A 25,272-nucleotide genomic window follows, 5' to 3' on the forward strand; every position below is an offset into this window, starting at 1 on the left:
GTCGTCTGCGCTACATCCACCCCAGCCAACGCCACCAGGTCAGGGCGAACACCAGCATCAGCCCGTAGCCAACCAGCGTCAGCCAGATGCCGGTGCGCAGGAATTGCCGGGCGGTGAAGGTATCGGTGCCGATACAGACCATGTTCTGTGGTGCGTTGATCGGCAACAGGAAGCCGAAGCTGACCACGTAGCCGAGCAGCATGCTCATGCCCAGCGGGTTGATGTCTCCGCCAAGCTGCAGCAGCAGGGCAATCATGATCGGCAGCATCGCCGAGGTCAGCGCCGTGGCGCTGGCAAAACCGAGGTGAATGATGATCAGAAAGCCACCGAGCACGGCGAACACCCAGAACGGCGACAGCCCATCCATGCCCAGGTGGGTTACCAGCAGTTTGGCCAGCCAGGTGCCGGCGCCCGTGGCCAGCACCGCACCACCGAGGCTGATGCCAACGCCGAAGACGATCACCGTGCCCCATGGAATGCGCGGCTGTGCCTGCTTCCAGCTCATTACGCCGAGCCCTGGCATCAGCAACGCCGCCAGGCCCACCAGGGTGGTGGAAGCGGTGTCGAAGCTGTGCAGCTTGCCCTCGGTGGCCCAGAAACCGAGCAAGGTGAGGACGATGGCCAGCAGCTTGCGCTCATCGAAGGTCATCGGCCCGAGTTCACTGAGCGCCTTGCGCACGGCCTCCTTGCCGCCTTCGATGCGATCGGTTTCCGGTGGCATGACGCGTAGGATTACCCAGTAAAGCACCGCTGACATCAGCAGACTCCAGGGTGCGCCGGCGATCAGCCAGTCAGTCCAGGTCACCGATTGGCCGAGCAGCTTCTGCATGAAGCCGGCGGTAAGTAGATTCTGCGCCGCCGAAGTCTGGATGCCGACGTTCCAGATGCTGGTGGCCTGCGCCACCAGAATCATGATGCCACCAGCGAAGGCCGAGCGCTTGTCCACGCCGAAGGCGGCGATCACCCCCATCATGATCGGCACCATGCAGGCCACCCGCGCCGTGGCGCTGGGTACGATGAAGCTGAGCAGAATGGTCACCACGATGGCACCGAGCAGCACGCGATGGGTGCTGGCGCCGACCTTGGACAGAGTCAGCAGGGCAATGCGTTTGTCCAGCCCGGTCTGGGTCATCGCGGCGGCGATGAACAGTGCCGAAGCCACCAGCGCCAGTGCCGAGTTGGCAAAACCGCTGAGGGCCATGTTCAGGGCATCCTTGGTGCCGATGAGCTTGTCCGGGTCGGCCAGGGTCGGTGCGCTGCCGAGCAGAAAGGCCATCAGCGCCAGGATCATGATGGCGCTGACCTCGTAACTCACCGCCTCGCTGATCCAGACGATCACCGCGAAAGCGAGAATTGCCAGCATGCGCTGCCCGGCCAGCGGTAATCCGGCCTGTTCCGGCAGGAAGATGATCGCCAGGCCGGCAAGCAGCGCGAGCGCCAGCCCCCAGGGTAGGCGCAAGGACGGGGAAGCAGCGTTAGCGGACATGCTGGCGAGACTCCGACGAATGGCAAATCCAGACTATGCACCGCTGACGCGGGTCATGCATTGCCTCGGGTCAGTGTTCTGGCCTGATGGGTGTTCGTCAGCGGAGTCGGGGGTTACCATGCCTGCCCTTTCGCTTGACCACACGCTGCTCGCTCATGAAACCCGCCTCCCTACGTGCCGACCTGCTGGCCGGCCTGACCTCGTCCTTCGCCCTGGTGCCCGAGTGCATCGCCTTCGCCCTGGTAGCGCAGGTCAATCCGCTGATGGGACTGTATGGCGCCTTCATCATCTGCACCCTCACCGCGCTGTTCGGTGGCCGGCCAGGGATGATTTCCGGTGCGGCCGGTTCGATGGCGGTGGTGATCGTCGCCCTGGTGGTGCAACACGGCGTGCAATACCTGCTGGCCACGGTGCTGCTCGGCGGCCTGATCATGCTGGCGTTCGGCCTGCTGCGCCTGGGCAAGCTGATCCGCATGGTGCCGCACCCGGTGATGCTGGGCTTCGTCAATGGCCTGGCGATCATCATCGCCCTGGCCCAGCTCGAGCACTTCCAGCACGACGGCCACTGGCTGCAGGGTAACGCGCTGTACCTGATGCTCGGCCTGGTGGCGCTGACCATGGTCATCGTCTACCTGCTGCCACGCCTGACCCGCGCGGTGCCGCCGGCGTTGGTGGCGATTCTCGGCATCGGCGCGCTGGTCTACCTGCTAGAGCTGCCGACCCATACCCTCGGCGACATGGCGCAGATCGCTGGTGGCCTGCCGAGCCTGATGCTGCCGGACATTCCCTGGACGCTGGACACTTTGATCATCATCGCCCCCTACGCCGTGCTGATGGCCCTGGTCGGCCTGCTGGAGACCCTGCTGACCCTGAACCTCACCGACGAAATCACTGCCACGCGCGGCCACCCGGATCGCGAATGTGTCGCCCTCGGCGCGGCCAACATGGTTTCCGGCGCATTCGGCGGCATGGGCGGCTGCGCGATGATCGGTCAGACGGTGATCAACCTCAGCTCCGGCGGGCGCGGGCGGCTGTCCGGGGTGGTCGCCGGGGTGATGATCCTGCTCTTCGTGCTGTTCCTCTCGCCGCTGATCGAGCGCATCCCGCTGGCGGCGCTGGTTGGGGTGATGTTCGTGGTGGCGCAGCAGACCTTCGCCTGGGGCTCGCTGCGCGTGGCCGGCAAGGTACCGGCCAATGACGTGCTGGTAATCGTCGCGGTGACCGCCATCACGGTCGCCACCGACCTGGCTACCGCCGTGCTCTGCGGCATCGTCATCGCCGCGCTCAACTTCGCCTGGCAGCACGCCCGCGAACTGTACGCCGACAGCGATATGCAGGCCGATGGCAGCAAGCTCTATCGCGCCCACGGCACGCTGTTCTTCGCCTCCTGCACCACCTTCCTGGCGCAGTTCGACCCGGCCGATGACCCGCAACAGGTAACCCTGGACTGTCGCCACCTGAGCTTCGTCGACTACTCCGCCATCGCCGCGCTGAAGACCCTGCGTGAGCGCTACGAGCGCGCCGGCAAGCACCTGCGCGTGGTGCACCTGTCCGAGCGTTGCAAGCAGTTGCTCAAGCGGGCGGGCGAATAGAGTCGCAATTGTGGCTGATACCCTTGCCTGCGGCTGATGCTGGCCGCGTTCTCGCTACTGAGCGAAGAGAACATTGAAAAGTCCCTAAAAGGGAACTATCGTTCCCTTTTAGGGACTCATTTGGGTCGCCCATGCACACTCTTTCATTAAGCGAAGCGCTGTTCACCGGCACCCAGCGCAAGGTGTTGGGGTTGCTTTACGGCAAGCCGCAGCAAAGCTTCTATGCCAATGAAATCGCTCGCCATGTACAGGTTGGCAAAGGCAGCCTGATGCGTGAGCTGGAGCGTCTGCAGCAGGTGGGTATCCTCAGTATGACCCGTCAGGGCAACCAGACCCATTACCAAGCCAACCCGCATTGCCCGATCTATACCGAGCTGCAAGGCATCGTGCGCAAGACCTTCGGAATCGATGCCCCGCTGCGTGAAGCACTCGCGCCGTTGGCTGGACAACTGACATGGGCATTCGTCTATGGTTCGCTGGCCAAGGGTAGTGAACATGCCGATAGCGATATCGACTTGATGCTGATTGGCGATGGCCTCAGCTATGCCGAAGTGATGGAGCTCTTGCTGCCGGTCGAGGCTCAACTGGGACGCCCCATCAACCCGACGCTCTATACTCCCCACGAGTGGCAAGCCAGGAAAGCCGCTGGCAACAGTTTCGTGCTGCGGGTGGCGCAGCAGGACAAGATCGAGCTGATCGGCCACGATCCGGAGGGAACCGAACATGGGCAATAACGACAATCTGGACAACCTGCTGCGCACGGGCGGCCTTAAGGTCGAACCGCCAGACCGCAAGGAATGCGAAGGACTGCTGCGTTCGGCCGTCGACCGCCTGCAGGACGCCCACAACCCTGCGCTGTCATTCGCCAGCCGCTTCGACCTCGCCTACAACGCTGCTCACGCACTGGCTCTGACTGCATTGCGCCTACAGGGCTATCGTTCCGACCGCCGCTATCTGGTGTTCCAGTGCCTGGCGCACACGCTTGCCGTCAGCAAGGCGCAAGTGCGCCTGTTTGCGCTATGCCATGACCGACGCAACCTGGCCGAGTACGAAGGTTATATGGATGTGGATGAGCCACTGCTGGCCGAGTTGATTGCGGCGACCGATGCACTTCTGCCTGAAGTACAGAAAGCCATGGCGGTAGCGTGATCTACATGAGTACCTAGGATGGGTTGAACCTCGCGAAACCCATCAACCAATTCCCCGGGTATCGCTACGCTCGGCTCAGGCTACAAAGCCATGAAAAAGCCGCTGGCAGATCGCTCCGTCAGCGGCTTTATCGTATGCCAGAGAGCGGATCAGCGCCGCGCGCCGCGCACCCCTTCGGCCAGTTCGCGGCACAGGCCGAGCACACCGTTGATGGCCTGCTGCGGGCTCTGCGCCTCGGCGATCTTGTCGATCAGCGCCGAGCCAACCACCGCGCCCTCGGCGCGCTTGGCCACTTCGGCGGCGTGCTGCGGGGTGCGGATGCCGAAACCGATGCACACGGGCAGGTCGGTGTGGCGACGCAGGCGCGCCACGGCTTCTTCGACATGATCCATAGTCGCCGCACCGGCGCCAGTCACGCCAGCCACCGACACGTAGTAAACGAAGCCGGAACTGCCGGCCAGTACGGTGGGCAGGCGGTCATCATCGGTGGTCGGCGTGGTCAGGCGGATGAAGTCGATACCTGCGCTCTGCGCCGGTTCGCACAGCTCGTCGTTGTGCTCCGGCGGCAGGTCGACCACGATCAGACCGTCGACGCCGGCCTCTTTGGCGTCGCTGATGAAGCGCTCGACGCCGTAGACGAAGATCGGGTTGTAGTAGCCCATCAGCACCAGCGGCGTGCTCTGGTTGCCTTGGCGGAATTCGCGCACCATCTGCAGCGTCTGCTGCATGCCCTGCTTGCCGGCCAGCGCGCGGATGTTGGCGAGCTGGATGGCCGGGCCGTCGGCCATCGGGTCGGTGAACGGCATGCCCAGCTCGATCACGTCGGCGCCGGCGTCCGGCAGGCCCTTGAGAATGCTCAGCGAGGTGGCGTAGTCGGGGTCGCCTGCGGTGATGAAGGTCACCAGCGCGGCGCGGTTTTCCGCTTTCAGTTCGGCGAAACGGTTCTGCAGGCGGCTCATGCGTGTTTCTCCTGTTCGCCCATGTGGTGCATCACGGTCTGCATGTCCTTGTCGCCACGACCGGACAGGTTGATCACCATCAGGTGATCCTTAGGCAGCTTGGGTGCGCGTTTGAAGGCTTCGGCCAGCGCGTGGGCGCTTTCCAGGGCCGGGATGATGCCTTCCAGACGGCAGCACTGGTGGAAGGCGGTGAGCGCTTCGTCATCGCTGATCGGCACGTATTCGACGCGCTTGATCTCGTGCAACCAGGCGTGTTCCGGGCCGACGCCGGGGTAGTCGAGGCCGGCGGAAATCGAGTGAGCGTCGGTGATCTGGCCGTCCTCGTCCTGCAGCAGGAAGGTGCGGTTGCCGTGCAGCACGCCTGGCGCGCCACCGGCCATGCTGGCGGCATGCTTGCCGGTATCGACGCCGTGACCGGCGGCTTCGACGCCAACGATCTGCACGCCTTCGTCATCGAGGAAGGGGTGGAACAGGCCGATGGCGTTGGAGCCGCCGCCGATGCAGGCCACCAGTGAGTCGGGCAGGCGCCCTTCCTTCTCCAGGATCTGTTCGCGCACTTCGTTGCCGATCACCGACTGGAAGTCGCGCACCATGGCCGGATACGGATGCGGGCCGGCAGCGGTGCCGATCAGGTAGAAGGTGTTGTGGACGTTGGTCACCCAGTCGCGCAGGGCTTCGTTCATGGCGTCCTTGAGGGTACCGGTGCCGGCGGTGACCGGGATCACCTCGGCGCCGAGCAGCTTCATGCGGAAAACGTTGGCCTGCTGGCGCTCGATGTCGGTGGTGCCCATGTACACCACGCACTGCATGCCGAAGCGCGCAGCCACGGTGGCGGTGGCCACGCCGTGCATGCCCGCACCGGTCTCGGCGATGATGCGCTGCTTGCCCATGCGCTTGGCCAGCAGGATCTGGCCAATGCAGTTGTTGATCTTGTGCGCACCGGTGTGGTTCAGGTCTTCGCGCTTGAGGTAGATCTTCGCCCCGCCGAAGTGCTCGCTCAGGCGCTCGGCGAAATACAGCGGGCTGGCGCGGCCGATGTAGTCGCGCTGGAAGTAGGCCAGTTCTTCGAGGAAGGCCGGATCGCTCTTGGCCTTCTCGTATTCAGCGGCCAGCGAGTTGATCAGCGGCATCAGGGTTTCGGCGACGAACTGACCGCCGAAGCGGCCGAACAGGCCGCGAGCGTCGGGGCCGGTGCGAAATGAGGTCATGGCGTGCTCCTGAGATTTGATGGGCTTGCCGCCAGTTGACGGGCATGGCCGAAGCGTCTGTCGATGGCCGCAGACTAACGCCGCAGGGGGCGTGAGAAAAGCGATAGCTTCGCTCTGACCTGTGAGGAAATATCACGCGTCGATGCCGCGGCCGCTTGGCGGTGGCGCGCACCATGGCAGTCCATGCATGCACTCCTTTGCTCGCCGATGGTGCGTAATGACCCTCCCGTGCTGTGCATTTCTTGCGTCTGGCGGCCTTTTGAAGGGTTGGCATGCTTCATGCCTTTGTAAATTCATTCAAGTCACTTGAATAAATATCCATCTCTTCAAGAAGAGGCCTCGCCATGCATCGCCGTGCCGTGAAAAACCTGACATTCGCCTTGGTCACCCTGCTTGCCAGTTCCCTGGCCCAGGCCGATGACCTGCTGCAACGCATCCAGCAGGCAAAACAGATCACCATCGCTACCGAAGCCCGCTTCGCACCGTTCGAGTCGGTGGAGAACGGCAAGATCGTCGGTTATGGCGTCGATCTGATGAATTACGTGCTCAAGGATCTGCCAGACGTCAAGGTCAAGCAACTCGATCTGCCCTTCCAGGGCATTCTGCCGGGCCTGGATACCGGCAAGTTCGATTTCGTGGTCACCTCGGTCACGGTGAACAAGGCGCGCTTCGATCAGTTCGCCTTCACCGCGCCGATTGCGGAGTCCACCGTGGCGCTGCTCAAGCGTGCCGACGATGCTTCGGTCAGCAGCCTGAGCGACCTCAATGGCAAGATCGTCGGCTCGCAGAGCGGTTCCGGCCAGCTGCAGGTGTTGATGGCTTATGACGCCAAGCTCAAGGCCGAAGGCCAGCCGGGCCTCAGAGGTATTCGTGAGTACGTCAGCTTCGATGAAGCCTATGCCGACCTGGCGCTCGGCCGTCTCGATGGTGTGGCGCAGTCGTTGTCCAACCTGGGGCCGCTGATCAAGTCGCGCCCGGGCCTGTTCGTCACCCTGAATGAAATGCTCGGGCCGAAGACCTACTACGGCTGGGTCGGCCGCAAGGGCGAGGACAGCGCCAGTCTGGTCAAGCTGTTCAGCGAAGGGATCGGCCGCGCCAACCGCGACGGCACGATGAAGGCCCTGCAGGAAAAATGGTTCGGTTTCAGCATGGACGTGCCTGCTGACGCCATGCCTGAGCCGAGCATCTGAGTCGCCGCTGATGAATGATTTTGGCGCTCGCTTCGCGCTCTACTGGCCGGCTTTGCTTGATGGCGCGCTGACGACCTTGTGGTTGTGCCTGGCCGGTATGCTGCTGGGCTTCGTGCTCGGCGTGCTGATCTACCTGCTGGGCAATAGCCGCAGCCTTGGCTGCGTGGCGTTCGCCAGGGTCTACGTCAGTTTCTTTCGTGGTACGCCAATGCTGGCGCAGCTGCTGTTGCTGTTCTATCTGCCCGCCGGGCTGGGGCTGGACGTTCCGGCGCTGGTCGCGGCAGGCCTGGCCTTGGCGATGAATACCGCGGCCTACCAGTCGCAGATTCTGCGCAGCGGTTTCGCCGCCATCCCGGCCGGGCAACTGGAAGCCGCGGCGGTGTTCAGCATCAGCCGCTGGCGCATGTTGCTGCATATCCAGTTGCCGCAGGTGCTGCGCCTGACCCTGCCGGCGCTGATCTCCGAGCTGATCGACGTGATCAAGGTCTCGGCGGTGGTCTCGGTGATCTCCATCACCGACCTGATGCGGGTCAGCCAGCAGCTGGTATCGCAGACCTACCGACCGCTCGAGGTCTACCTGGTAGCGGCGCTGTTCTACCTGGCGTTGACCAGCCTGCTGGCCCTGCTCGGGCGTGAGCTGGAACGACGCTGGCAGGCCCGCAACTGATGGAGAACTGGATGAACTACCTCCCCGATTTCGGTCAGGCGTTGCTGGTCACCCTGGGCATCAGCTTTGCCGGCGCGGCCTTCGGTCTGCTGCTGGGCTTCGTGCTCAATGCCCCGCGCCTGGCCGTGCCCGGTTTCATCGGCCTGTATCGGCTGTACGTCTGGCTGGTGCGCGGAACACCGTTCCTGGCCCAACTGCTGCTGATCTACTTTGGCCTGCCGGTGCTGGGTCTGACCCTCGATGCGGTGCAGGCCAGCATCCTGGCGCTGGGGTTGTACAGCGCGGCCTATTTCGCCGAACTGCTGCGTTCGGCCTGGGCCAGCGTGCCCAACGGGCAGCTGGAGGCGGCGCGCGTGCACGGCCTCAGTGGCGTGCAGACCTTCTGGCATATCCAGGCACCGCAGGCCATGGCCTTCGCCCTGCCGCTGCTGGGCAACCAGGTGATCCTGACCATCAAGGAGAGCGCGGTGGTGTCGATCATCACCGTGCCGGAACTGACCATGACCGCCGGACAGATCGTGTCCAGCACCTTTTCCTATGTCGTGCCCTATGTGCTGCTGGTGCTTTCGTACTGGCTGCTGACGCTGCTGGTCGGTTTCGTTGCCGCCGGGCTTGGCCGGCGTGCCACGCGCTACCTGCGAGGATGAATCGATGAGCAACCTCCCCCTTCTTGAACTGCGCGGCGTGGGCAAGTCCTACGGCGCCAACCGCGTGCTGCAGGGGTTCGACCTCAGTGTGCATGCGGGCGAGATCGTCTCGCTGATCGGCCCGTCCGGTTCGGGCAAGACCACCGCGCTGCGCTGTATGAATTTTCTCGAGGCCTATGACGAAGGCGAGGTGTGGATCGACGGCCAACTGCTCGGTTACAGCGGCCCGGGTCGCAAACCGCGGGATCAGGACAGCCCCGCGGCCATCGCCGAGGTGCGTCGGCCGCTGTCCATGGTGTTCCAGCAATTCAACCTGTGGCCGCACATGACCGTGCTGGAGAATGTCATGGCGCCCCTGCTGCTGGGCAAGGGCATGAACAAGGGCGAAGCGCGTGCCCTGGCCGAAAGCGCGTTGCAGCGTGTCGGCCTGGCGGCCAAGGCCGATGCCTACCCCGCGCGGCTTTCCGGTGGTCAGCAGCAACGTGTCGGTATCGCCCGGGCGCTGGCGGTGAAACCGCGACTGATGCTGCTCGACGAGCCGACCTCGGCGCTCGACCCGGAGTTGGTCGAGGAAGTGCTGCAGGTGATCCGCAGCCTGGCCGACGATGGCATGACCATGGTCATGGTCACCCACGAGATGAGCTTTGCCGCGCAGATTTCCAGCCAGGTGGTGTTCATGGAGGCCGGACGCATCGTCGAGACCGGCGCGCCGGGCGAGATGTTCCAGCAACCGGCCACCGAGCGCCTGAAGCAGTTTCTCAAGCCCTGGTTCAACCGCAGCCTCAGCCCGCGTGCGGAGGTGACGGCATGACGGCTGTACGGGTGATGAATGCCGTGCGTGGTGAACGCCTGCAGGGTTTGCTGGCAACCCTGGCCGACTTCGGCGGCCTTGAGGGCGGCGGGATGAATCGCCAGGCGCTTTCGGCGGAGGATCTCGACGCCCGCGCCTGGCTGATCGGCGAAGCCCGGCGCATCGGTTGCCGGGTGTGGACGGATGCCTGCGCCAACCTGTTCATTCGCCGCGACGGCTTGCAAGACCTGCCGCCGGTGATGACCGGCAGCCATATCGATACCCAGCCCAACGGCGGCCGTTATGACGGCTGCTACGGCGTTATGGCCGGGCTGGAATGCCTGCTGGCCCTGCATGACCAGAATCTGCGTACGCGCCGGCCTATCGAGCTGGTGGTCTGGACCAACGAGGAAGGCAGCCGTTTCAGCCCGGGGGCCATGGGCTCCAGTGCCTTCGTCGAGCCACAGCGCATGGGTGCCTATCGCGGCAGCCTCGATGCCAATGGCATCAGCCTGGCGCAGGCGCTGGACGCCCATGCCGAGCGTTTCGCCGACCTGCCGCTGCGCGAGAAGATCGCCGCCCATGCCTTCGTCGAGCTGCATATCGAGCAGGGCCCGGTGCTGGAGCGAGCCGAGGTGCCACTGGGGGTGGTGTCCGGTATCCAGGGCGTGCGCTGGTATCAGATTCGCTGCCAGGGCGCCTCGGCCCACGCCGGTACCACGCCGATGGACATGCGCCGTGACGCCATGCTGGAGGCCACGCGTTGCCTGCCGGCCATCGAGGCCTTGGCCGAGCGCCTGGCCGGTGCCCAACAGCGACTGACCTTCGGCCGCTGGCAGGTGAAACCCAATTCGATCAATACCGTGGCGGGCGACGTGACCTTCAGCATCGACTTCCGCCATGCCGACCCGGCCGTGCTGGAGGCTTTCGACGCCGAGTTGCCGAACTGCCTGCCCGAAGGCGCCGAGCTGCAGCCATTGTTCAGCCATCCGCCGGTTGCCTTCGAGGCCGGCATCGTCGAGCTGCTGCAGCAGGCCGCCGATGCCACGGGTGAGGCGTCCCTGAGCCTGCGCTCCGGTGCCTTCCACGATGCCATGTACCTGGCTGGGCATTGCCCCACCGGCATGCTTTTCGTGCCCAGCCGCGATGGCATCAGCCACAACCCCAACGAATACACCGAACCCTCCCAGCTCGAAGCCGGCGCCCGTGCGCTGGCCTGGAGCCTCGTCCAACTGGCCGAACAAGCCTGACCTGCCATTGCCCATCTAGGAGCGACCATGAGCCATTCCAACCACGCCCACGACTATCCCAGCTGCTGCCAGCCCGACAACGGCGCCGCGCTGGGCATCAACGCCACCCTCAACGAGCCGTTGTCTGCCGACGGCACGCCGGAGCTGGGCAAGACCTACACCGTGCCGGCGCGCTGCGGCCGCGCCGTGCGCCTGAAGGCCGGTGAGGTAATCAAGATCATCAACACCCACGGCACCCAGGTCTGCGACACCTGGCTGTTCAACAGCGAAGACCTCAGCGAATTCCTATCCATGGAACACGCCCGTGCGCACATCGACCGCGTCATTCCCAAGCCAGGTGACGAGCTGTTCAGCAACCGTCGCCGCACCATCGGCACCTTGCTGACCGACACCTCGCCGGGCGTGCACGACACCCTGATCGCCGCCTGCGACCTGCATCGCTACACCAACCTCGGTGTCGAGGGATATCACGACAGCTGCGCCGACAACATGCGCCTTGCCTTGCAGGCCATCGGCCTGCGCGCCCGCGAAGTGCCACAGCCGTTCAACCTGTGGATGAATATCCCGGTCAAGGCGGACTACAGCATCGAGTGGCTGCCGCCGGTTTCCAAGGCCGGTGACTACGTCGAGATCCAGGCAGCCATGGACTGCGTGGTGGTGATGTCCGCCTGCCCGCAGGACATCGTGCCGATCAACGACCTGAACCCGGTGGAAGTGCACTTCGTGGTCAGCGCCGGCTGACCTGCTGCCAGGCCTGTACCTCGCTGGCATGGGCCTGGCATAACGTACAAAGTCGCGCCAAGGCCGTGCACGGCTTAATTCCGTGAGCGCCTTGCGCGATACTGTGCCGTTCGTGGCTGTACCCGTTGTCATCCATTGATCGAGATGTACATGCGCAAACCCAGTCCTACCCCTTCGACCAAGGCTCACCACACCGATGGCCTGCCCAGCCTGGGCATGCGCCTGCGCCATGCGCGCAAGGTCGCCGGGCTGACGCTCAAGCAGGTGGCGGTTGCCGCTGGCTGCTCGGAAAGCCTGATCTCCAAGCTGGAGAACGATGCGGCCTCGCCTTCGCTGGCCATGCTGCACCGTTTGGCGGGCGCGCTGGGCAGCAACGTGTCGACGCTCACGTCCGAGGAATGGGTCTCCGACGAGCCCGTGCTGCGTGCCGGCGACAGGCCGGTGAAGCGTTTCGTCAAACGCAACAAGGACGGCGATATCGGCCTGGAGCGCATCACGCATCTGCAGAAGGGTGGGCTGCTGCAGGGCAATATCCATATCGTTGCGCCCGGCGTGGCCAGTGACGGTCTGATCGAACACCCAGGCGAGGAAATGGGCTACGTGCTGACCGGCAGCATTGAACTGACCATCGGCGAGCAGACCTACAGCCTGACGGCTGGCGATGCCTTCCATTTCCCCAGCAACCTGCCTCACGGCTACCGCAACGGTGGCGATAGCGAGGCCCGCATTCTCTGGGTCAATACGCCGGTCACCTTCTGATCGGGGCCGATGCATCCGCTGCCAGGCGGCCATGGTCAGGCCGCAGAAAAATCATTAGAGTTTTCCGACTTGTCAGGAAAATTCACTCGATATGAGCCGAGACCTTCCACCACTCAATGCCCTGCGCGCTTTCGAGGCCGCCGCTCGCCTGCAGAGCGTCAGCCGTGCCGGCGATGAGCTGCATGTCACCCACGGCGCGATCAGCCGGCAGATTCGTGCACTGGAGGAACAGCTCGGGGTCAGTTTGTTCGACAAGGACGGGCGCGGCGTAAAACTCACCGATGCCGGTTTGCGCCTGCGCGATGTCACCTCGGAAAGCTTCGAGCGCTTGCGTGGCGTGTGCGCCGATCTGCGCCGTCAGCAGGAAGAGCGGCCCTTCGTTCTCGGCTGCCCCGGCAGTCTGCTGGCGCGCTGGTTCATCCCGCGCCTGGATCGCCTGCAGCGCGAGTTGCCGGAGCTCAACCTGCAACTGTCGGCCAGCGAGGGCGAGCTGGACCCACGCCGCCCGGGTATCGACGCCACGCTGCTGTTCGCCGAGCCGCCCTGGCCGGCTGACATGCAGGTATACGCGCTGGCGCCCGAGCGCATCGGGCCGGTGCTCAGCCCTCGTTATGCGCGGCATGCCGAGCTTGCCGGGCAGGCACCTGCGGCGCTGCTCGGCGAGCCCTTGCTGCACACCGCTTCGCGCCCGCAAGCCTGGCCTCAGTGGGCGCATGCGCAAGGGTTGGCAACGGCTGCGCTCAGGCATGGGCAGGGCTTCGAGCACCTCTACTACTTGCTCGAAGCGGCCGCTGCCGGCCTCGGCGTGGCCATCGCGCCACAGCTGCTGGTGGCCGACGACCTCGCGGCAGGCCGTCTGGTTGCGCCCTGGGGCTTTACCGACACCGCGGCGCAACTGGCGCTCTGGTCGCGCCCCGGCGATAGCCGCAGCGAGCGCCTGGCCGACTGGTTGCGGCGCGAATTGCGGAGAGCGGGCTGAGCCAGCAAATCGATGGTGATAAGTATTCGCACTAGCATGTATGCTTGCCGGCCCTTTTCATCGCCCGTCAGTCGGTCGGTTCTCGAGAGATTCGCGATTTACATGCGCCGCCGCTTTTCCTCGCCCTTGCTCAAGAGCTTCCAGATCCACTATGAGGATCTGTTGCGCTTTCTTGCCAGGCGCCTGGGCGACTCGCAACGCGCCGCCGATGTCGCCCAGGACACCTGGCTGCGTCTGGCCCATCAGGATGACGGCGATGCGGTGCGCGATCCGCGCGCCTATGTCTTTCGCGTGGCCGGCAACCTGGCCATCGACAACCTGCGGCGTGACCAGCGCCTGGCCGAACAACAGGACGACGGCGAGATTCTCGAGCAGCTCAGCGATCCGCTGGCCGAGCCGGAGTCGCGTCTGCTCGCCCAAGAAGATCTGGCGCGCCTCGACGCGGCGCTGGCCAGCCTGCCGGCCAAGGTCCGCGAAGCCCTGCTGCTCAATCGCCTCGACGGCCTGACCTACGCGCAGATCGCCACGCGCCTTGGGGTCTCCGAGAGCATGGTCGGCAAGTACCTGATCCAGGCCATGCGCCATTGCCGGCAGTGGCGCAGCGAAGAGGAGGCCGACGCATGAGCGAGCTCGACGATCAGGCCAGCGAACTGCTGCTGCGCCTGCATGCCGGTGGCGAGCAGGCCGCTGCGCGCGCCGAATGGCAGCGCTGGCGTCGACAGAGCCTGGCGCATGCGCGCGCCGCCCGCGACGCCGAGGCGCTGTGGGCCGCGCTGGAACACACCGACACCGCCCGCCGCCATCGTCAGCGCAACCGCCCCATCCGCCGCTGGCGCCTGCCGGCGATGGCTGCGGCGCTCTGCCTGGGCCTGTTGCTGACGCTACTCGGTCGTCCGCAACTGCTGGAGAACCTCAGCGCCGACTATTACACCGCAGTCGGGGAACGCCGCCTGATCGAGCTGGAGGACGGCAGCCGGGTTTGGCTCAACAGCGACAGCGCGCTGTCGGTGCGCTACTCCGCCGACGCCCGGGACCTGGAGTTGCAGCGCGGCCAGGCGCTGTTCGAGGTGGCCAAGGATGCCCAGCGGCCGTTCGTGGTGCAGGCAGCCGACGGGCAGGTCCGCGCTGTGGGCACGCGGTTTGATGTTGCCCTGCGCGCCGATCGGGTGCAGGTGGAGGTCAGCGAAGGCGTGGTGCAGGTGCGCAGCGGCGCGGCGCCGGGCGTGAGCGTCGACGCCGGCCAGCGGCTCGACTATCGCCAGCAGCAGGCGCCCGGGCCGTTGCAGGTGCTGGACCTGGATAACGCCAGTACCTGGCAGCGCGGCAAGCTGATCTTCAATCAGCGTCCGCTCGGCGAAGTGCTGGCCGAACTGGAGCGCTACCTGCCGGGGCGCATCCTCATCGAGGATGCCGCGCTTCGCGAACAGCGCATCAGCGGCGTGGTCGATCTCGACCAGCCAGAAGCCCTGCTGGCCAATCTGGAGCGCCTGCAGCCGCTGCGCATCACCCGCCTGCCCTGGCTGGTGCTGGTGCAGCCGCGCTGAGGTTCGACCGCCGTCTTGAGGGAGGCGTTATTCAGTGGCGAGCCTTTCGAAGCGTGAATCGCGGCTGAAGCCGCTCCTACAGTTGTCTGGCCAGTCGGTAGCCCGGATGCAATCCGGGGCCGAGGCTGAGCCATAGCTGGCCCGGCAAAATAATTTTCATCCGGCACTGCAGGATCGTGTCGGGCGTTTCGTCGTAGAAGGGAACGCGACTTATTCCCAAAAACGAAACTGCCCCACGACACGGATAACCCGCCATGCGCCATCCCGTTTCCGCCCTGCACCGCGCCCTCGCCTTCGCGACCCTGATCGGCACTGCCTGGCCGTTGGCCCAGGCCGCCGAGCCGACCCGCTATGACTTGCACATCAGCGCCAGCGACCTGGATGGTGCCATGACCCAGTTCGCCGATCAGGCCGGGCTGCACCTGCTGTTCAACTCCAGCGACCTGCAGGGCCTGCCCAACCCCGGCCTGCAGGGCAGCTTCACTGCCCGCGAGGCGCTGCAGCGGCTGCTCGAAGGCAGCGGCGTGAGCTGGACCTTCACCGATGAGCACAGCGTGCTGTTGCAGCGCAACGCCGCGCCTGCCGCCGCACCGAGCGGCGAGGCGCAGAGCAACCGCGAGCGGGTGCGTCTGGACGCTATGCAGATCCAGGTGGCGTCGCGCACGCAGACGCAGATCAGCGCTATTCCCGGCACCGTCTGGGTAGTCGAGCAGAAGCAGCTGCGCGAGCAGCTCGACACCGGCGTCAGCCTCAAGGAGGCACTTGGCAAGCTGGTGCCAGGCCTCGACCTGGGCCCGGAAGGCCGCACCAACTACGGCCAGAATATGCGCGGGCGCGGCGTGCTGGTGATGATCGACGGCGTCAGCCAGAACAGTTCGCGCGGCCTCTCGCGCCAGTTCGACAGCATCGCCCCGTTCAACGTCGAGCGCGTCGAGGTGCTATCCGGCGCCAGCGCTCTGTACGGCGGCGGCGCCACCGGCGGCATCATCAATATCGTCACGCGTAAAGGCGAAGCCGGCCCGGCGCGCTTTCAAAGCAACGCCAGCGTCACCAGCGGCTTCAACAATAGCGATGACCTGTCCACGCGCCTGGCGCAGGCGGTCAGCGGCGGTAACGAGCGCGTGCAGGGCCGCCTCGGCGTCTCCCTGGAGAAGAACGAAGCCTTCTACGATGCCGACGGCGAGCAGGTGTTCCTCGACAACACGCAGACCGACCTGCAGTACAACCGCTCCGTGGACGTGCTCGGCAACCTCGCCGTGCGCCTCGACGACACTCAGCAGCTCGACCTGCTGGCGCAGTACTACGACTCCGGCAACGACGGCAGCACCGGCATCTACTTCCCCAACCTCAACGCCAACGCGCCCTCGGACCTCGATGATGCCGAGATTCGCAACGGTCTCGACACCGACCTCAAGCCGCGCACCCGCCGCACCCTGATCAACGCCAGCTACCGCAACAGCGAGCTGCTCGGCCAGGACTTCTACCTGCAGGGCTACTACCGCCGCGAGGACAACAACTTTTACCCCTTCCCCTACTACAATGCCGGCAGTCCGCGGGGTAGCAACGGCATCTACTTCGCCGGCTCGCAGCAGAACTTCGAGGTCAGCGGCCTCAAGGGGCTGTTCAGCAAGCAGTGGGACGATATCAAGCTGACCTATGGTCTGGATCTCGATCATGAGCGTTTCAACGCTACGCAGAAGGTCTTCGATGCACAGCGCTCTTCGGACAGCGGCGGCCTGGAACTGGACACCCAGAGCAGCGCTGCGCGCTACCCCAGCTATGTGGTCGACGGGCTGTCGGCCTACGCCCAGCTGGACTGGCAACTGACCCAGCACCTGAGCCTGTCCGCCGGCGCCCGCCAGCAGCACATGGATGTCGAGGTCGGAGATTTTCGCGGCGTACCCGGCGGCAGCAACGACTATGAAGTCGGCCTGTACAACTTCGGCGCGCTCTATGACTTCGCCAACGGTCACCAACTGTGGAGTAACTACAGCGAAGGTTTCGAGCTGGCCGATCCGGCCAAGTACTACGGCCGCGCCGGACTGTCGGTGGCGGACAATCCGCTGGCCGGCATCAAGAGCCGCCAGGTGGAGGTGGGCTGGCGCTTCAACGATGCCTACTGGCAGGCTCAGGCGGCGTTCTACTACATCTGGTCGGACAAGGTGATCAATACCGACAGCGCCACCCTGACTATCAATGTCGACGAACAGAAGAGCCGCGACTTCGGTTTCGAGGCCGCGCTGAGCCGCGACTTCGACAGCGGCTGGCAGGCCGGCACCACCCTGCACCTGGTGCGCTCCGAAGAGGAGGACGACGACGGCGACTGGATCAAACGCGATGCGCGCTACGCTTCGCTGTCCAAGACCACCGCATTCGTGGGCTGGAGCGACGAGCGGCGCAGCCTGCGCCTGCAGGGCAACCACGCAATGGACCTGAGCGACGACGCCGGACATCGCATCGAGGGTTACACCACCTTCGACCTCAGCGCGCGTCAGGACACCGACTTCGGTACCTTCAGCGTCGGTATCCAGAACCTGCTGGACAGGCGCTACAGCACCGTCTGGGGTCAGCGCGCCGCGCTGTTCTATTCGCCAGCGTACGGTCCGGCCTACCTGTACGACTATCAAGGCCGCGGGCGCACCTTCACCCTAGGTTACGAAGTGGAGTTCTGAGCCGGACGCTGCGGCGAGGTTGCCAAGCGCCACGGGACGAATGACAATGCGATTCATTGTTATTTGTTAAGAAATCCTGCGCATGCCCGCTGACGCTCAGCTGCTGCACTCCCTCTACCGCGATCATCACAGCTGGCTGCAGGGCTGGCTGCGTCGGCGCCTGGGCAACGGCTGCGATGCCGCCGACCTGGCGCAGGACACCTTCGTGCGCCTGCTGCGCGCCGGCAATGCAGCGAGCATTCGCGAGCCACGTGATTACCTAGCCACCGTGGCGCGGGGGCTGATGGTCGACTTTCTGCGGCGGCGTTCGCTGGAGCAAGCCTATCTCGAAGCGTTGGCCAATCAGCCGCAGGCCGAACACCCCAGCGCCGAGCATCAGGCGCTGCTCCTCGAAGCGCTGATGGAGGTCGATCGTCTGCTCGCCGGTCTCGGCCGCAAGGTGCGCGAGGTGTTCATCCTGTCCCAGCTTGACGGCCTCACCTACGCGCAGATTGCCGCGCGGCTGGGTATTTCCCTGCGCAGCGTGAACAGCTACATGGCCCGCGCTGTGGAGCATTGCTGCCTGCTGCAGGCAGGCTGGCAGCCGTGACCGAGGAGCAGCGCGCGGCGCTCAAGGCCGCCAGCAACTGGTACGCGCGGCTGTGTGCCGGCGACAACGATGCCCATGAGCAGCAGGCCTGGCAGCGCTGGTACGACGCCGACGAGCTTCATCGTCAGGCCTGGCAACAGATCGAGCAACTGCGTGAACAGCTGGGCCTGCTGCCCGGCCCCATTGCGTCGTCGACCCTGCGTGGCGTCGACCATGGCCGACGCCGCCTGCTTGGCAGCCTGGCGTTGGTCGGCCTGGCGCTGCCGCTGGGCTGGTTCGCCTGGCACAGCGACACGCGCCGCTACTGGCTGGCCGACTACCGCAGTGGCGTGGGTGAGCGCCGCCAATGGCAGTTGAGCGATGGCAGCCAACTGATGCTGGGCACGGCCAGCGCCGCGCAATGGCATGTCGATGGGCAGCGCCGCCTGTTGCGCCTGGTCAGTGGCGAGGCGCTGATCCAAAGCCTCGACGAAGCCCGCCCCTTGCTGGTGGAAACCCGTCACGGCGTGGTGCGCAGCGAGGGCGCGCGGTTCTGCGTGCGCAGCGACGAGCAGGGCTGCCGCGTCGCGGTGCTGGAGCAGCGGGTGGAGGTCGCGCCGCTGCGGCATCTGCAAGCCATGCAGCCGCTGCTTACCGGACAGCAATTGCATTTCGATGCCGAACGACTCGGGGCGCCGCGTGCCAACGATGCCGCCACGACGGCCTGGACGCAGGGCAGCCTGATCGCCCTCGATCAGCCGCTGGGTGAGGTGATCGCCGAACTGGCGCGCTATCGCCATGGCGTGCTGCGTATCGACCCGTCCCTGGCCGGGTTGAAGGTGTCCGGCAGCTTCCCGTTGGCGGATACCGATCGTGCCCTGGCGGCGCTGGAACACAGCTTCCCGCTGCGTGTGGTGCGGCGCAGCGATTACTGGGTGACGCTGGTGCCAAAGGTTTAATTAGCAAAAATATTCATTGTCGTTTGCACTTTTTTCTCGACTGGATCGGCCCTCCTGACATCTCGGCTACAGGCCTTTCGTTCTCAGGGGAAATCCATGCGTCAACCTCGCTGCAACCTGCATTCGCTAACCCTCGCTGTGCAAACCGCCCTGCTCTGTTCCGGTCTGGCGCTGGCCGTGCCGCTGGCCAGCGCTGCACCCGCCGAGACTGCCGTGCAGATACAGGTTTTCGACATCGCTGCCGGCCCGCTGGCCGAGGTGCTCAACCGTTATGCCAGCGCTGCCGGCGTGGCGTTGTCGTTCGATGCCAGCGCGCTGCAGGGGCAAGACAGCCCGGGTCTGCAGGGCCCCTATCAGGTCGAGGACGGCTTTGCCCGTCTGCTGCAGGGCAGCGGCTTGCGCGCGGTGCGCCAGGCTGATGGGGTCTACGGCCTCGAAGCGCTGCCCGCGCCAAGTAAGCTGGGTAGTGATGTGTTGCAGCTGGAAGCGATGACCGTCAGCACGCTGCGCAGTGACAGTGCAGTGGGCGAGACCACGCAGCGCGTGACCGTCATAGACCGCCAGCAGATCGAGCAGCAGCTGGCGCTGAGCAGCGACCCGGGCCAGGTGCTGAGCAACCTGATTCCGTCCTACTCGCCGAGTCGGCAGAAGATGTCCAACGCCGGTGAGACGCTGCGTGGGCGCACCCCGCAATTTCTCGTCGACGGCGTGCCGCAAGCCAGTTCGATCCGCAACGACGGGCGCAGCAGCTATACCATCGACCTGGCACAGATCGAGCGCATCGAGGTGATTCATGGCGCCTCGGCCGAGCACGGCGGCGGCGCCACCGGCGGCATCGTCAACTTCATCAGCCGTCGGCCCGAAGGTAACGGCGTCAGCCAGCACGCCGGGGTCAGCCTGGAGAGCGACGACCGCTTCAGCAAGGATGGCCTGAGCTACAAGATGAACTACCGACTCAGCGCCCAGCAGGGTGACTGGGAGACGCTGTTCGGTGCCACCTGGCAGGAGCGCGGTGCGTTCTACGATGCCAACGACGAGCTGATTGGCGTCGCCTACCCGGGCGAGATCCAGGACACCCGCGACCACGATCTGATGTTCAAGCTCGGCTACTGGATCGACGACGTGCAGCACCTGCAATTCAGTGCCAACCATTACGAGCTCAAGGGCAACAACGACTACGTGCCGGTGCTCGGCGACCGCGCCGCCGGTATTCCCACCACCGCGCGCAAGGGTGATCCGCAGGGCGACCCGGCGTTCAACGAGAACCGCCAGTACACCTTCAGCTACAGCAATCAGGACCTGTACGGCAACGTGCTCGATATGCAGCTCTATCACCAGCGCTACCGTGGCCAGTTCGGTGCGTTGATCTCAGCGACCTTCCAGGACCCCAACATAGCGCCGGTCGGCACCCTGTGGGAGCAAAGCCGCAGTGACTCGGAGAAATGGGGCGGCAAGCTGACCCTGCGCCGCAAAGGCCTGTTCGATGGTCTGCTGGATCTGACCGGTGGCCTCGATCTGATGCGTGACAAGGGTGAGCAGGTGCTGGTGCAGACCAATCGTAGCTATGTGCCGCCGTCCACCTACGACAACCAGGCCGGCTTCCTCCAGGGCGACCTGCACCTGACCGACAAGCTGACCCTGATGGCTGGCGTGCGCCGAGAGCATTCCGAGCTCGACGTGGATGACTTCCGCACCGTGTGGGGTACCAACAACGCCGGCGGGGTCAGCGTCACCGGCGGCAAGGTGTCGTTCGGCAAAACCCTGAGCAACTACGGATTCACCTACCAGGCCACCGACTGGGCGCAGCTCTACGGCGGCTACTCCGAAGGCTTCGGCATGCCTGACATCGGCCGTGTGCTGCGCGGGCTGGACGAACCGGGGCTGGAGGTGGAAAGCCTGCTGGAGCTGGAACCGATCGTCACCCGTTCGCGTGAAGTGGGCCTGCGTCTGAACTTCGACCGCGTGGACATGGAACTGAGCTATTACGAGTCCTTCTCCAGCGTCGGCGAGCGCCTGTCGGTGAACAGCGACGGCAACTACATCGCCAACCGCGAGCGAGTGGAGATCCAGGGGTACGAGCTGACCGGCAACTGGCATATCGATGACCGCCACAGCCTGCGTGGCAGCTACGCCCACAGCCAGGGTAAATCCGACACCGATGGCGACGGCAAGGTGGATACTCGCCTGACCGGCCTGAACATCTCGCCGGACCAGTACAGCCTGGGCTGGCAGGCCAACTGGAACGACGACTGGTCGAGCTACCTGCAATACAACTACTACGTCAGCCGCAGCTTCGACGACCCGCGCCTGGAATTCGACGGCTACGCCCTGCTCTCGGCCAGCGTCAGCCGCCGCCTGCCGGTGGGCAGCCTGTCGCTGGGCATCGACAACCTGCTCGACGAGGACTATTTCACCTACTACTCGCAGTCGGCACGTATCGCCAACGACTACAACTTCAAGGGTCGTGGGCGCACCTTCACCCTGGGCTACCAGGTGGACTTCTAACTCCAGCCAAGGCGCTGGAAAGCCCGTGGCGGCTTTCCAGCAGGCCGGATTAGGGTGCGACAGATGACACTTCTACGGGGCGAGCTAGTCTGAACAAGAACCTTCACCACTCAGGAGTCCGTCATGTCTACTCACCACACCTACAAGAAGATCGAGATCGTCGGCTCGTCGCGCACCAGCATCGAGGAAGCCATCGAAAATGCCCTGGCCGAATGCGCCAAGAGCGTGCGCAACATGGATTGGTTCGAGGTGATCGACACCCGTGGCCACATCGAGAATGGCAAGGTTGGGCACTACCAGGTCACGCTCAAGGTTGGCTTTCGCCTGAGCGGTAGCTGACAGGCACTCAGGCGCAAGGCTGTGGCACCGCGCACAGCGACGAGGGCTGTCGCTGGCGAGGTGTGCTCGGTTCGGGCAAGCTGCGCGGGCCAATTCAGGGAGGAATGCCATGTTCAGACTCGTGCTGCTGCTCAGCCTGCTCGCACTCGCGGGCTGCGTCGACAACGAACCGCCTCTCGCCGAGGAGCGCCGACTGCTGCTCAGTGGCGAGGATTTCGCCGCCTACGAGGCCCCGGACGAGGGGCGCTACGAGAAGCAGGTGACCTACGCTGCGCGCAGCATAGACCTCAGTTTCGAGAGCGCGGGCAGCGACTGGTTCTACCTCTACAGCGGTGTCTCCCTCTACCCGCGCGCCGGTGATGCCTTGATGACCAGCTACGCCGAGACGTTCGGCGCCTCGTTCGGCCTGCGTGACAGCGGGCTGGTACAACAGGATCTACCGCTGGACACCAAGCTGGCCAGCCGCGCCAGCCTAAAGCTGCTGACCCAGGACGGTGAGCCGGTGGGCAACCTGTTCTATGCCACGGTCGGCAATAAATCGATGTTCACCATTTTCACCGGCGTGTACTTCGAACAGGCCGAGGACTTCGAGGCATTCATCGCGCCCAAGCTGCTGGCGTTGCGCGAATACCAGCACAGCGATCCGCTGCTGAGCTGGGCGAGCGACAAACTGGGGTTTGGCGCCGACTGAGCGGCCCTGACTTCGGAGCGATCAGCCGAAGAACCAGTAGCACACGCCGATGGCGGCGATGATCCCGGCCGCATCGGCGACCAGGGCGCAGCCCACGGCATGGCGGGCGCGCTGCAGGCCGACCGCACCGAAGTACACCGCCAGCACGTAGAACGTCGTTTCGGTACTGCCCTGCACCGTCGCCGCAACCAGCGCCGGAAAGCTGTCGACGCCGAAGTTCTCCATGGTTTCGATCAGCATGGCGCGAGCGGCACCGCCGGAGAAGGGTTTGATCAGCGCAGTGGGCAGGGCATCGACGAAGCGGGTATCCCAGCCCAGCGCTTCGATCAGCCAGCGAATGCCATCGAGGCCGAAATCCAGCGCGCCGGATGCGCGTAGAACGCCGATGGCGCAGAGCATGGCGACCAGATACGGCAGCAAGCTCTTGGCCACGTCGAAGCCTTCCTTGGCACCGTCGATGAAGCTCTCGTACACCGCCACCTTGCGCAGCGCGCCGACCACCAGAAACATCAGGATCAAGCCGAACAGGGTGAGGTTACCGAGCAGCGATGACAGCGCCGCCAGCGCCGTGGCGCTCATGCCGGCGAGCAGGGCCATGAAACTGCCGAGCAGCAGCGCGGTGGGAATCAGGTAGGCCAGCACCACCGGGTCCCACAAACGCAGGCGTTGCATCACCGATACCGCCAGCAGGCCTGCCAGGGTCGACGCGCTGGTCGCCAGCAGGATCGGCAGAAATACCAGCGTGGGATCTTCAGCACCTTGCTGCACGCGGTACATGAAGATCGATACCGGCAGTAGGGTCAGTGAGGAGGTGTTGAGTACCAGGAACAGGATCTGTGCATTGCTCGCCGTGGTGGCGCTGGGGTTGAGATCCTGCAAGGCGCGCATGGCCTTGAGGCCGATGGGCGTGGCAGCGTTATCGAGCCCCAAGCCGTTGGCGGCGAAGTTCATGCTGATCAGCCCCAACGCTGGATGGCCGCGTGGCACTTCCGGCATCAGGCGGGCGAACAATGGGCCCAGCATGCGTGCGAGCAGATCCACCAGCCCGGCCTTTTCGGCGATGCGCAGTAGCCCCAGCCAGAGTGTCAGGGTGCCGAACAGCACCACCATCAGCTCCACCGAGAGCTTGGCCATGGCGAACAGGCTTTCGACCATTGCGCCGAATACGGCTGCATCACCGCCAATCAGCCAGCGTGCCAGAGCGGCAGCGGCTCCCAGCAGAAAAAAGCTCAGCCACAGACCGTTGAGCATTGCGATCCCCCTAGATTGGCAAGCGAAGCCTTCCCTGATCGCCTTCTCCCTGAGGAAGAAGATGGTGCAAAGCGCCAGATGAAGGAGGGCATGCCGTTATGGCGGGGGGATGATAACGTGCCGGCGGTGTCTGTGGGACAGCCGGCAAACTGCCGTCACTCAATACCAGTTGGGATCGCTGCGCAGCTGTTCCATCAGCACCTGCTGGATTTCCTCGTCCGGCTCGCCCAGCCAACGCAGGCTGGCATGCTCGCTTGGCGCGCGGTCTTCCGGCAGGCCATCCGGTACCTGCACATACAGCGCGTAGGCATCGTCGTCTTCCCATTCGAAGGCGACATAGGCGCGCTGATTGAAGCATCGGTTCGCTTCACAGATCTGGCCAACCAGATAGCGATCACTATCGGCTTCCACTGCCTGCATGGGAGTGGACAGGCCGCTGAGGTTGATCAGCCAGTCCGGCAAGCGCTCTTCGTTCTTTACCAGATCCTGCCAGGCTTCACGGTACTCGGTGTTGCTGGTGAGCAGCTCGCCTGGATGGAAACTGGCGTCTCGGTCGGCGGCCTGAGCCGCCAGGGCGCCGCCCATCAGCAGGGCGGCGGCAATGGCGTGGATCGATTGCATCTATGTCTCCCTAGCAGGCTGTTGAAAAACTATCTGCGTTGCCACTGCTGCGTTAAAAACAGGCTCAAAATGCTCATTTACAGCTCGTAAACTCCGCTTTTTCGCCTTTTTTTGCCTTGCATTGGCTGCCTCGCCTACGTTTTTCAACGGCCTGCTAGAGGCGCGGGCGGCGGCCCATGACAAACGAGACGATGAACAGCACCAGGAACACCACGAATAGAATCTTGGCGATACCTGCAGCGGTGCCGGCGATACCACCGAAGCCCAGTACGGCGGCGATGATGGCGATGATCAGGAAAGTGACTGCCCAACTAAGCATGGTGTTTCTCCTTGATGGATCAGTAGGTAATGGCCCAGGCAGGCCAGGGGTCTTGCGCGTTACTCGGGACCGAAGGCTGGGGCGCGGCGCCCGTGGGCAGCACCAGCTCGGCGGTATTGCGGCTTGCGCACAGGGTCTGGCCAATCAGTACAACGCTGGTGAGCGTCAGACTGAGCAGAAGCAGCAGGGTGGCGAGCACCAGAGCAACTATCCATACGGCGGTTCTCCTGTTGCGTGGGAGGCGGATGGCTCGGGTTTGTGGCATATCCGTCTCTTCCTTTTTTCTGCATTGCAACCGGTACATGACCAGTTGCGTACTAGGACTAGTGCAGCACCCGTGCCAGACTTTTTGTTTACTAAAAGTCATTTAAAATCATGGTCTTACA

General features: G+C 64.5%; 26 protein-coding genes. 19 read left to right on the forward strand and 7 right to left on the reverse strand.

The window, feature by feature from the left end:
• Positions 1-10: 10 nt before the first annotated feature.
• Complete coding sequence (locus tag AAEQ75_RS08855) at positions 11-1,486, reverse strand: DASS family sodium-coupled anion symporter (RefSeq protein ID WP_343351733.1); 1,476 nt, start codon at positions 1,484-1,486, stop codon at positions 11-13.
• A gap of 155 nt (positions 1,487-1,641) precedes the next feature.
• On the opposite strand from AAEQ75_RS08855, the gene AAEQ75_RS08860 reads away from it, so the two are divergent.
• The 3 genes from AAEQ75_RS08860 (at position 1,642) to AAEQ75_RS08870 (ending at position 4,227) form a co-directional block, all read left to right on the forward strand.
• Positions 1,642-3,078, forward strand: a complete 1,437-nt coding sequence (locus AAEQ75_RS08860; protein ID WP_343351734.1) for a SulP family inorganic anion transporter — start codon at positions 1,642-1,644, stop codon at positions 3,076-3,078.
• A gap of 131 nt (positions 3,079-3,209) precedes the next feature.
• Positions 3,210-3,812 carry a nucleotidyltransferase domain-containing protein gene (locus AAEQ75_RS08865; protein ID WP_343351735.1) on the forward strand — a complete coding sequence of 201 codons (603 nt, stop codon included), beginning with the start codon at positions 3,210-3,212 and terminating at the stop codon, positions 3,810-3,812.
• Complete coding sequence (locus AAEQ75_RS08870; protein WP_343351736.1) at positions 3,802-4,227, forward strand: hypothetical protein; 426 nt, start codon at positions 3,802-3,804, stop codon at positions 4,225-4,227. Before AAEQ75_RS08865 ends, AAEQ75_RS08870 begins: the two co-directional genes overlap by 11 nt.
• Before the next feature lie 149 nt (positions 4,228-4,376).
• On the opposite strand, the gene trpA is transcribed toward AAEQ75_RS08870, so the two are convergent.
• Together trpA and trpB are read right to left on the reverse strand one after the other, a co-directional pair.
• A complete protein-coding gene (gene trpA / locus AAEQ75_RS08875) occupies positions 4,377-5,186 on the reverse strand; it encodes a tryptophan synthase subunit alpha (protein ID WP_343351737.1) in 810 nt (269 codons plus the stop codon).
• Positions 5,183-6,394 (reverse strand): tryptophan synthase subunit beta, encoded by a 1,212-nt coding sequence (gene trpB, locus AAEQ75_RS08880; RefSeq protein ID WP_343351739.1) that lies wholly within the window; start codon positions 6,392-6,394, stop codon positions 5,183-5,185. Before trpB ends, trpA begins: the two co-directional genes overlap by 4 nt.
• Before the next feature lie 344 nt (positions 6,395-6,738).
• Here trpB and AAEQ75_RS08885 point away from each other — a divergent pair, with 344 nt between their 5' ends.
• The 16 genes from AAEQ75_RS08885 to AAEQ75_RS08960 all read left to right on the forward strand — a co-directional run bounded on the left by AAEQ75_RS08885 (position 6,739) and on the right by AAEQ75_RS08960 (position 22,695).
• A complete protein-coding gene (locus tag AAEQ75_RS08885; RefSeq protein WP_143505018.1) occupies positions 6,739-7,584 on the forward strand; it encodes a transporter substrate-binding domain-containing protein in 846 nt (281 codons plus the stop codon).
• A 10-nt stretch (positions 7,585-7,594) separates the two neighbouring features.
• Positions 7,595-8,251, forward strand: a complete 657-nt coding sequence (locus tag AAEQ75_RS08890; protein WP_343351742.1) for an amino acid ABC transporter permease — start codon at positions 7,595-7,597, stop codon at positions 8,249-8,251.
• Positions 8,252-8,262: 11 nt separating this feature from the next.
• Complete coding sequence (locus AAEQ75_RS08895) at positions 8,263-8,898, forward strand: amino acid ABC transporter permease (RefSeq protein WP_343351744.1); 636 nt, start codon at positions 8,263-8,265, stop codon at positions 8,896-8,898.
• A 4-nt stretch (positions 8,899-8,902) separates the two neighbouring features.
• Positions 8,903-9,709 (forward strand): amino acid ABC transporter ATP-binding protein, encoded by an 807-nt coding sequence (locus AAEQ75_RS08900; protein ID WP_106737890.1) that lies wholly within the window; start codon positions 8,903-8,905, stop codon positions 9,707-9,709.
• The gene (locus AAEQ75_RS08905; protein WP_143505015.1) at positions 9,706-10,938 is read left to right on the forward strand and encodes a M20 family metallo-hydrolase; all 1,233 of its coding nucleotides are present in this window, start codon (positions 9,706-9,708) and stop codon (positions 10,936-10,938) included. Before AAEQ75_RS08900 ends, AAEQ75_RS08905 begins: the two co-directional genes overlap by 4 nt.
• A gap of 27 nt (positions 10,939-10,965) precedes the next feature.
• On the forward strand, positions 10,966-11,679 hold the full coding sequence (locus AAEQ75_RS08910; protein WP_143505014.1) for a DUF1989 domain-containing protein: 714 nt from the start codon (positions 10,966-10,968) through the stop codon (positions 11,677-11,679).
• A gap of 150 nt (positions 11,680-11,829) precedes the next feature.
• Complete coding sequence (locus AAEQ75_RS08915) at positions 11,830-12,438, forward strand: cupin domain-containing protein (protein ID WP_256836505.1); 609 nt, start codon at positions 11,830-11,832, stop codon at positions 12,436-12,438.
• 91 nt (positions 12,439-12,529) lie between these two features.
• The gene (locus AAEQ75_RS08920; RefSeq protein WP_343351751.1) at positions 12,530-13,417 is read left to right on the forward strand and encodes a LysR family transcriptional regulator; all 888 of its coding nucleotides are present in this window, start codon (positions 12,530-12,532) and stop codon (positions 13,415-13,417) included.
• 102 nt (positions 13,418-13,519) lie between these two features.
• The gene (locus AAEQ75_RS08925; protein WP_143505011.1) at positions 13,520-14,041 is read left to right on the forward strand and encodes an RNA polymerase sigma factor; all 522 of its coding nucleotides are present in this window, start codon (positions 13,520-13,522) and stop codon (positions 14,039-14,041) included.
• Positions 14,038-14,961: a FecR family protein gene (locus tag AAEQ75_RS08930; protein WP_343351753.1), complete on the forward strand. Its 924-nt coding sequence runs from the start codon at positions 14,038-14,040 to the stop codon at positions 14,959-14,961. The genes AAEQ75_RS08925 and AAEQ75_RS08930 overlap by 4 nt, the downstream gene beginning before the upstream one ends.
• Before the next feature lie 254 nt (positions 14,962-15,215).
• Positions 15,216-17,633: a TonB-dependent receptor gene (locus AAEQ75_RS08935; protein ID WP_343351755.1), complete on the forward strand. Its 2,418-nt coding sequence runs from the start codon at positions 15,216-15,218 to the stop codon at positions 17,631-17,633.
• A gap of 82 nt (positions 17,634-17,715) precedes the next feature.
• Complete coding sequence (locus AAEQ75_RS08940) at positions 17,716-18,222, forward strand: sigma-70 family RNA polymerase sigma factor (RefSeq protein WP_343351757.1); 507 nt, start codon at positions 17,716-17,718, stop codon at positions 18,220-18,222.
• Positions 18,219-19,160, forward strand: coding sequence for a FecR domain-containing protein (locus AAEQ75_RS08945; RefSeq protein WP_343351759.1), 942 nt, complete (start codon positions 18,219-18,221; stop codon positions 19,158-19,160). Before AAEQ75_RS08940 ends, AAEQ75_RS08945 begins: the two co-directional genes overlap by 4 nt.
• Before the next feature lie 96 nt (positions 19,161-19,256).
• Positions 19,257-21,665 carry a TonB-dependent receptor gene (locus AAEQ75_RS08950; protein ID WP_343351760.1) on the forward strand — a complete coding sequence of 803 codons (2,409 nt, stop codon included), beginning with the start codon at positions 19,257-19,259 and terminating at the stop codon, positions 21,663-21,665.
• A gap of 123 nt (positions 21,666-21,788) precedes the next feature.
• Positions 21,789-22,004, forward strand: a complete 216-nt coding sequence (locus tag AAEQ75_RS08955; protein WP_099524991.1) for a dodecin — start codon at positions 21,789-21,791, stop codon at positions 22,002-22,004.
• Between the two features lie 109 nt (positions 22,005-22,113).
• Positions 22,114-22,695 carry a hypothetical protein gene (locus AAEQ75_RS08960; protein ID WP_279922158.1) on the forward strand — a complete coding sequence of 194 codons (582 nt, stop codon included), beginning with the start codon at positions 22,114-22,116 and terminating at the stop codon, positions 22,693-22,695.
• Positions 22,696-22,716: 21 nt separating this feature from the next.
• On the opposite strand, the gene AAEQ75_RS08965 is transcribed toward AAEQ75_RS08960, so the two are convergent.
• The 4 genes from AAEQ75_RS08965 to AAEQ75_RS08980 form a co-directional block, all read right to left on the reverse strand.
• Positions 22,717-23,946 (reverse strand): nucleoside recognition domain-containing protein, encoded by a 1,230-nt coding sequence (locus AAEQ75_RS08965; protein WP_343351763.1) that lies wholly within the window; start codon positions 23,944-23,946, stop codon positions 22,717-22,719.
• A 159-nt stretch (positions 23,947-24,105) separates the two neighbouring features.
• Complete coding sequence (locus tag AAEQ75_RS08970; RefSeq protein WP_280064882.1) at positions 24,106-24,567, reverse strand: inhibitor of vertebrate lysozyme family protein; 462 nt, start codon at positions 24,565-24,567, stop codon at positions 24,106-24,108.
• A gap of 154 nt (positions 24,568-24,721) precedes the next feature.
• Positions 24,722-24,886, reverse strand: a complete 165-nt coding sequence (locus AAEQ75_RS08975; RefSeq protein WP_017676339.1) for a DUF1328 domain-containing protein — start codon at positions 24,884-24,886, stop codon at positions 24,722-24,724.
• Between the two features lie 19 nt (positions 24,887-24,905).
• On the reverse strand, positions 24,906-25,151 hold the full coding sequence (locus AAEQ75_RS08980) for a hypothetical protein (RefSeq protein ID WP_343351768.1): 246 nt from the start codon (positions 25,149-25,151) through the stop codon (positions 24,906-24,908).
• Between the last annotated feature and the right edge of the window lie 121 nt (positions 25,152-25,272).

This window comes from Pseudomonas sediminis, assembly GCF_039555755.1.
Taxonomy (GTDB): Bacteria; Pseudomonadota; Gammaproteobacteria; order Pseudomonadales; family Pseudomonadaceae; genus Aquipseudomonas; species Aquipseudomonas mendocina_D.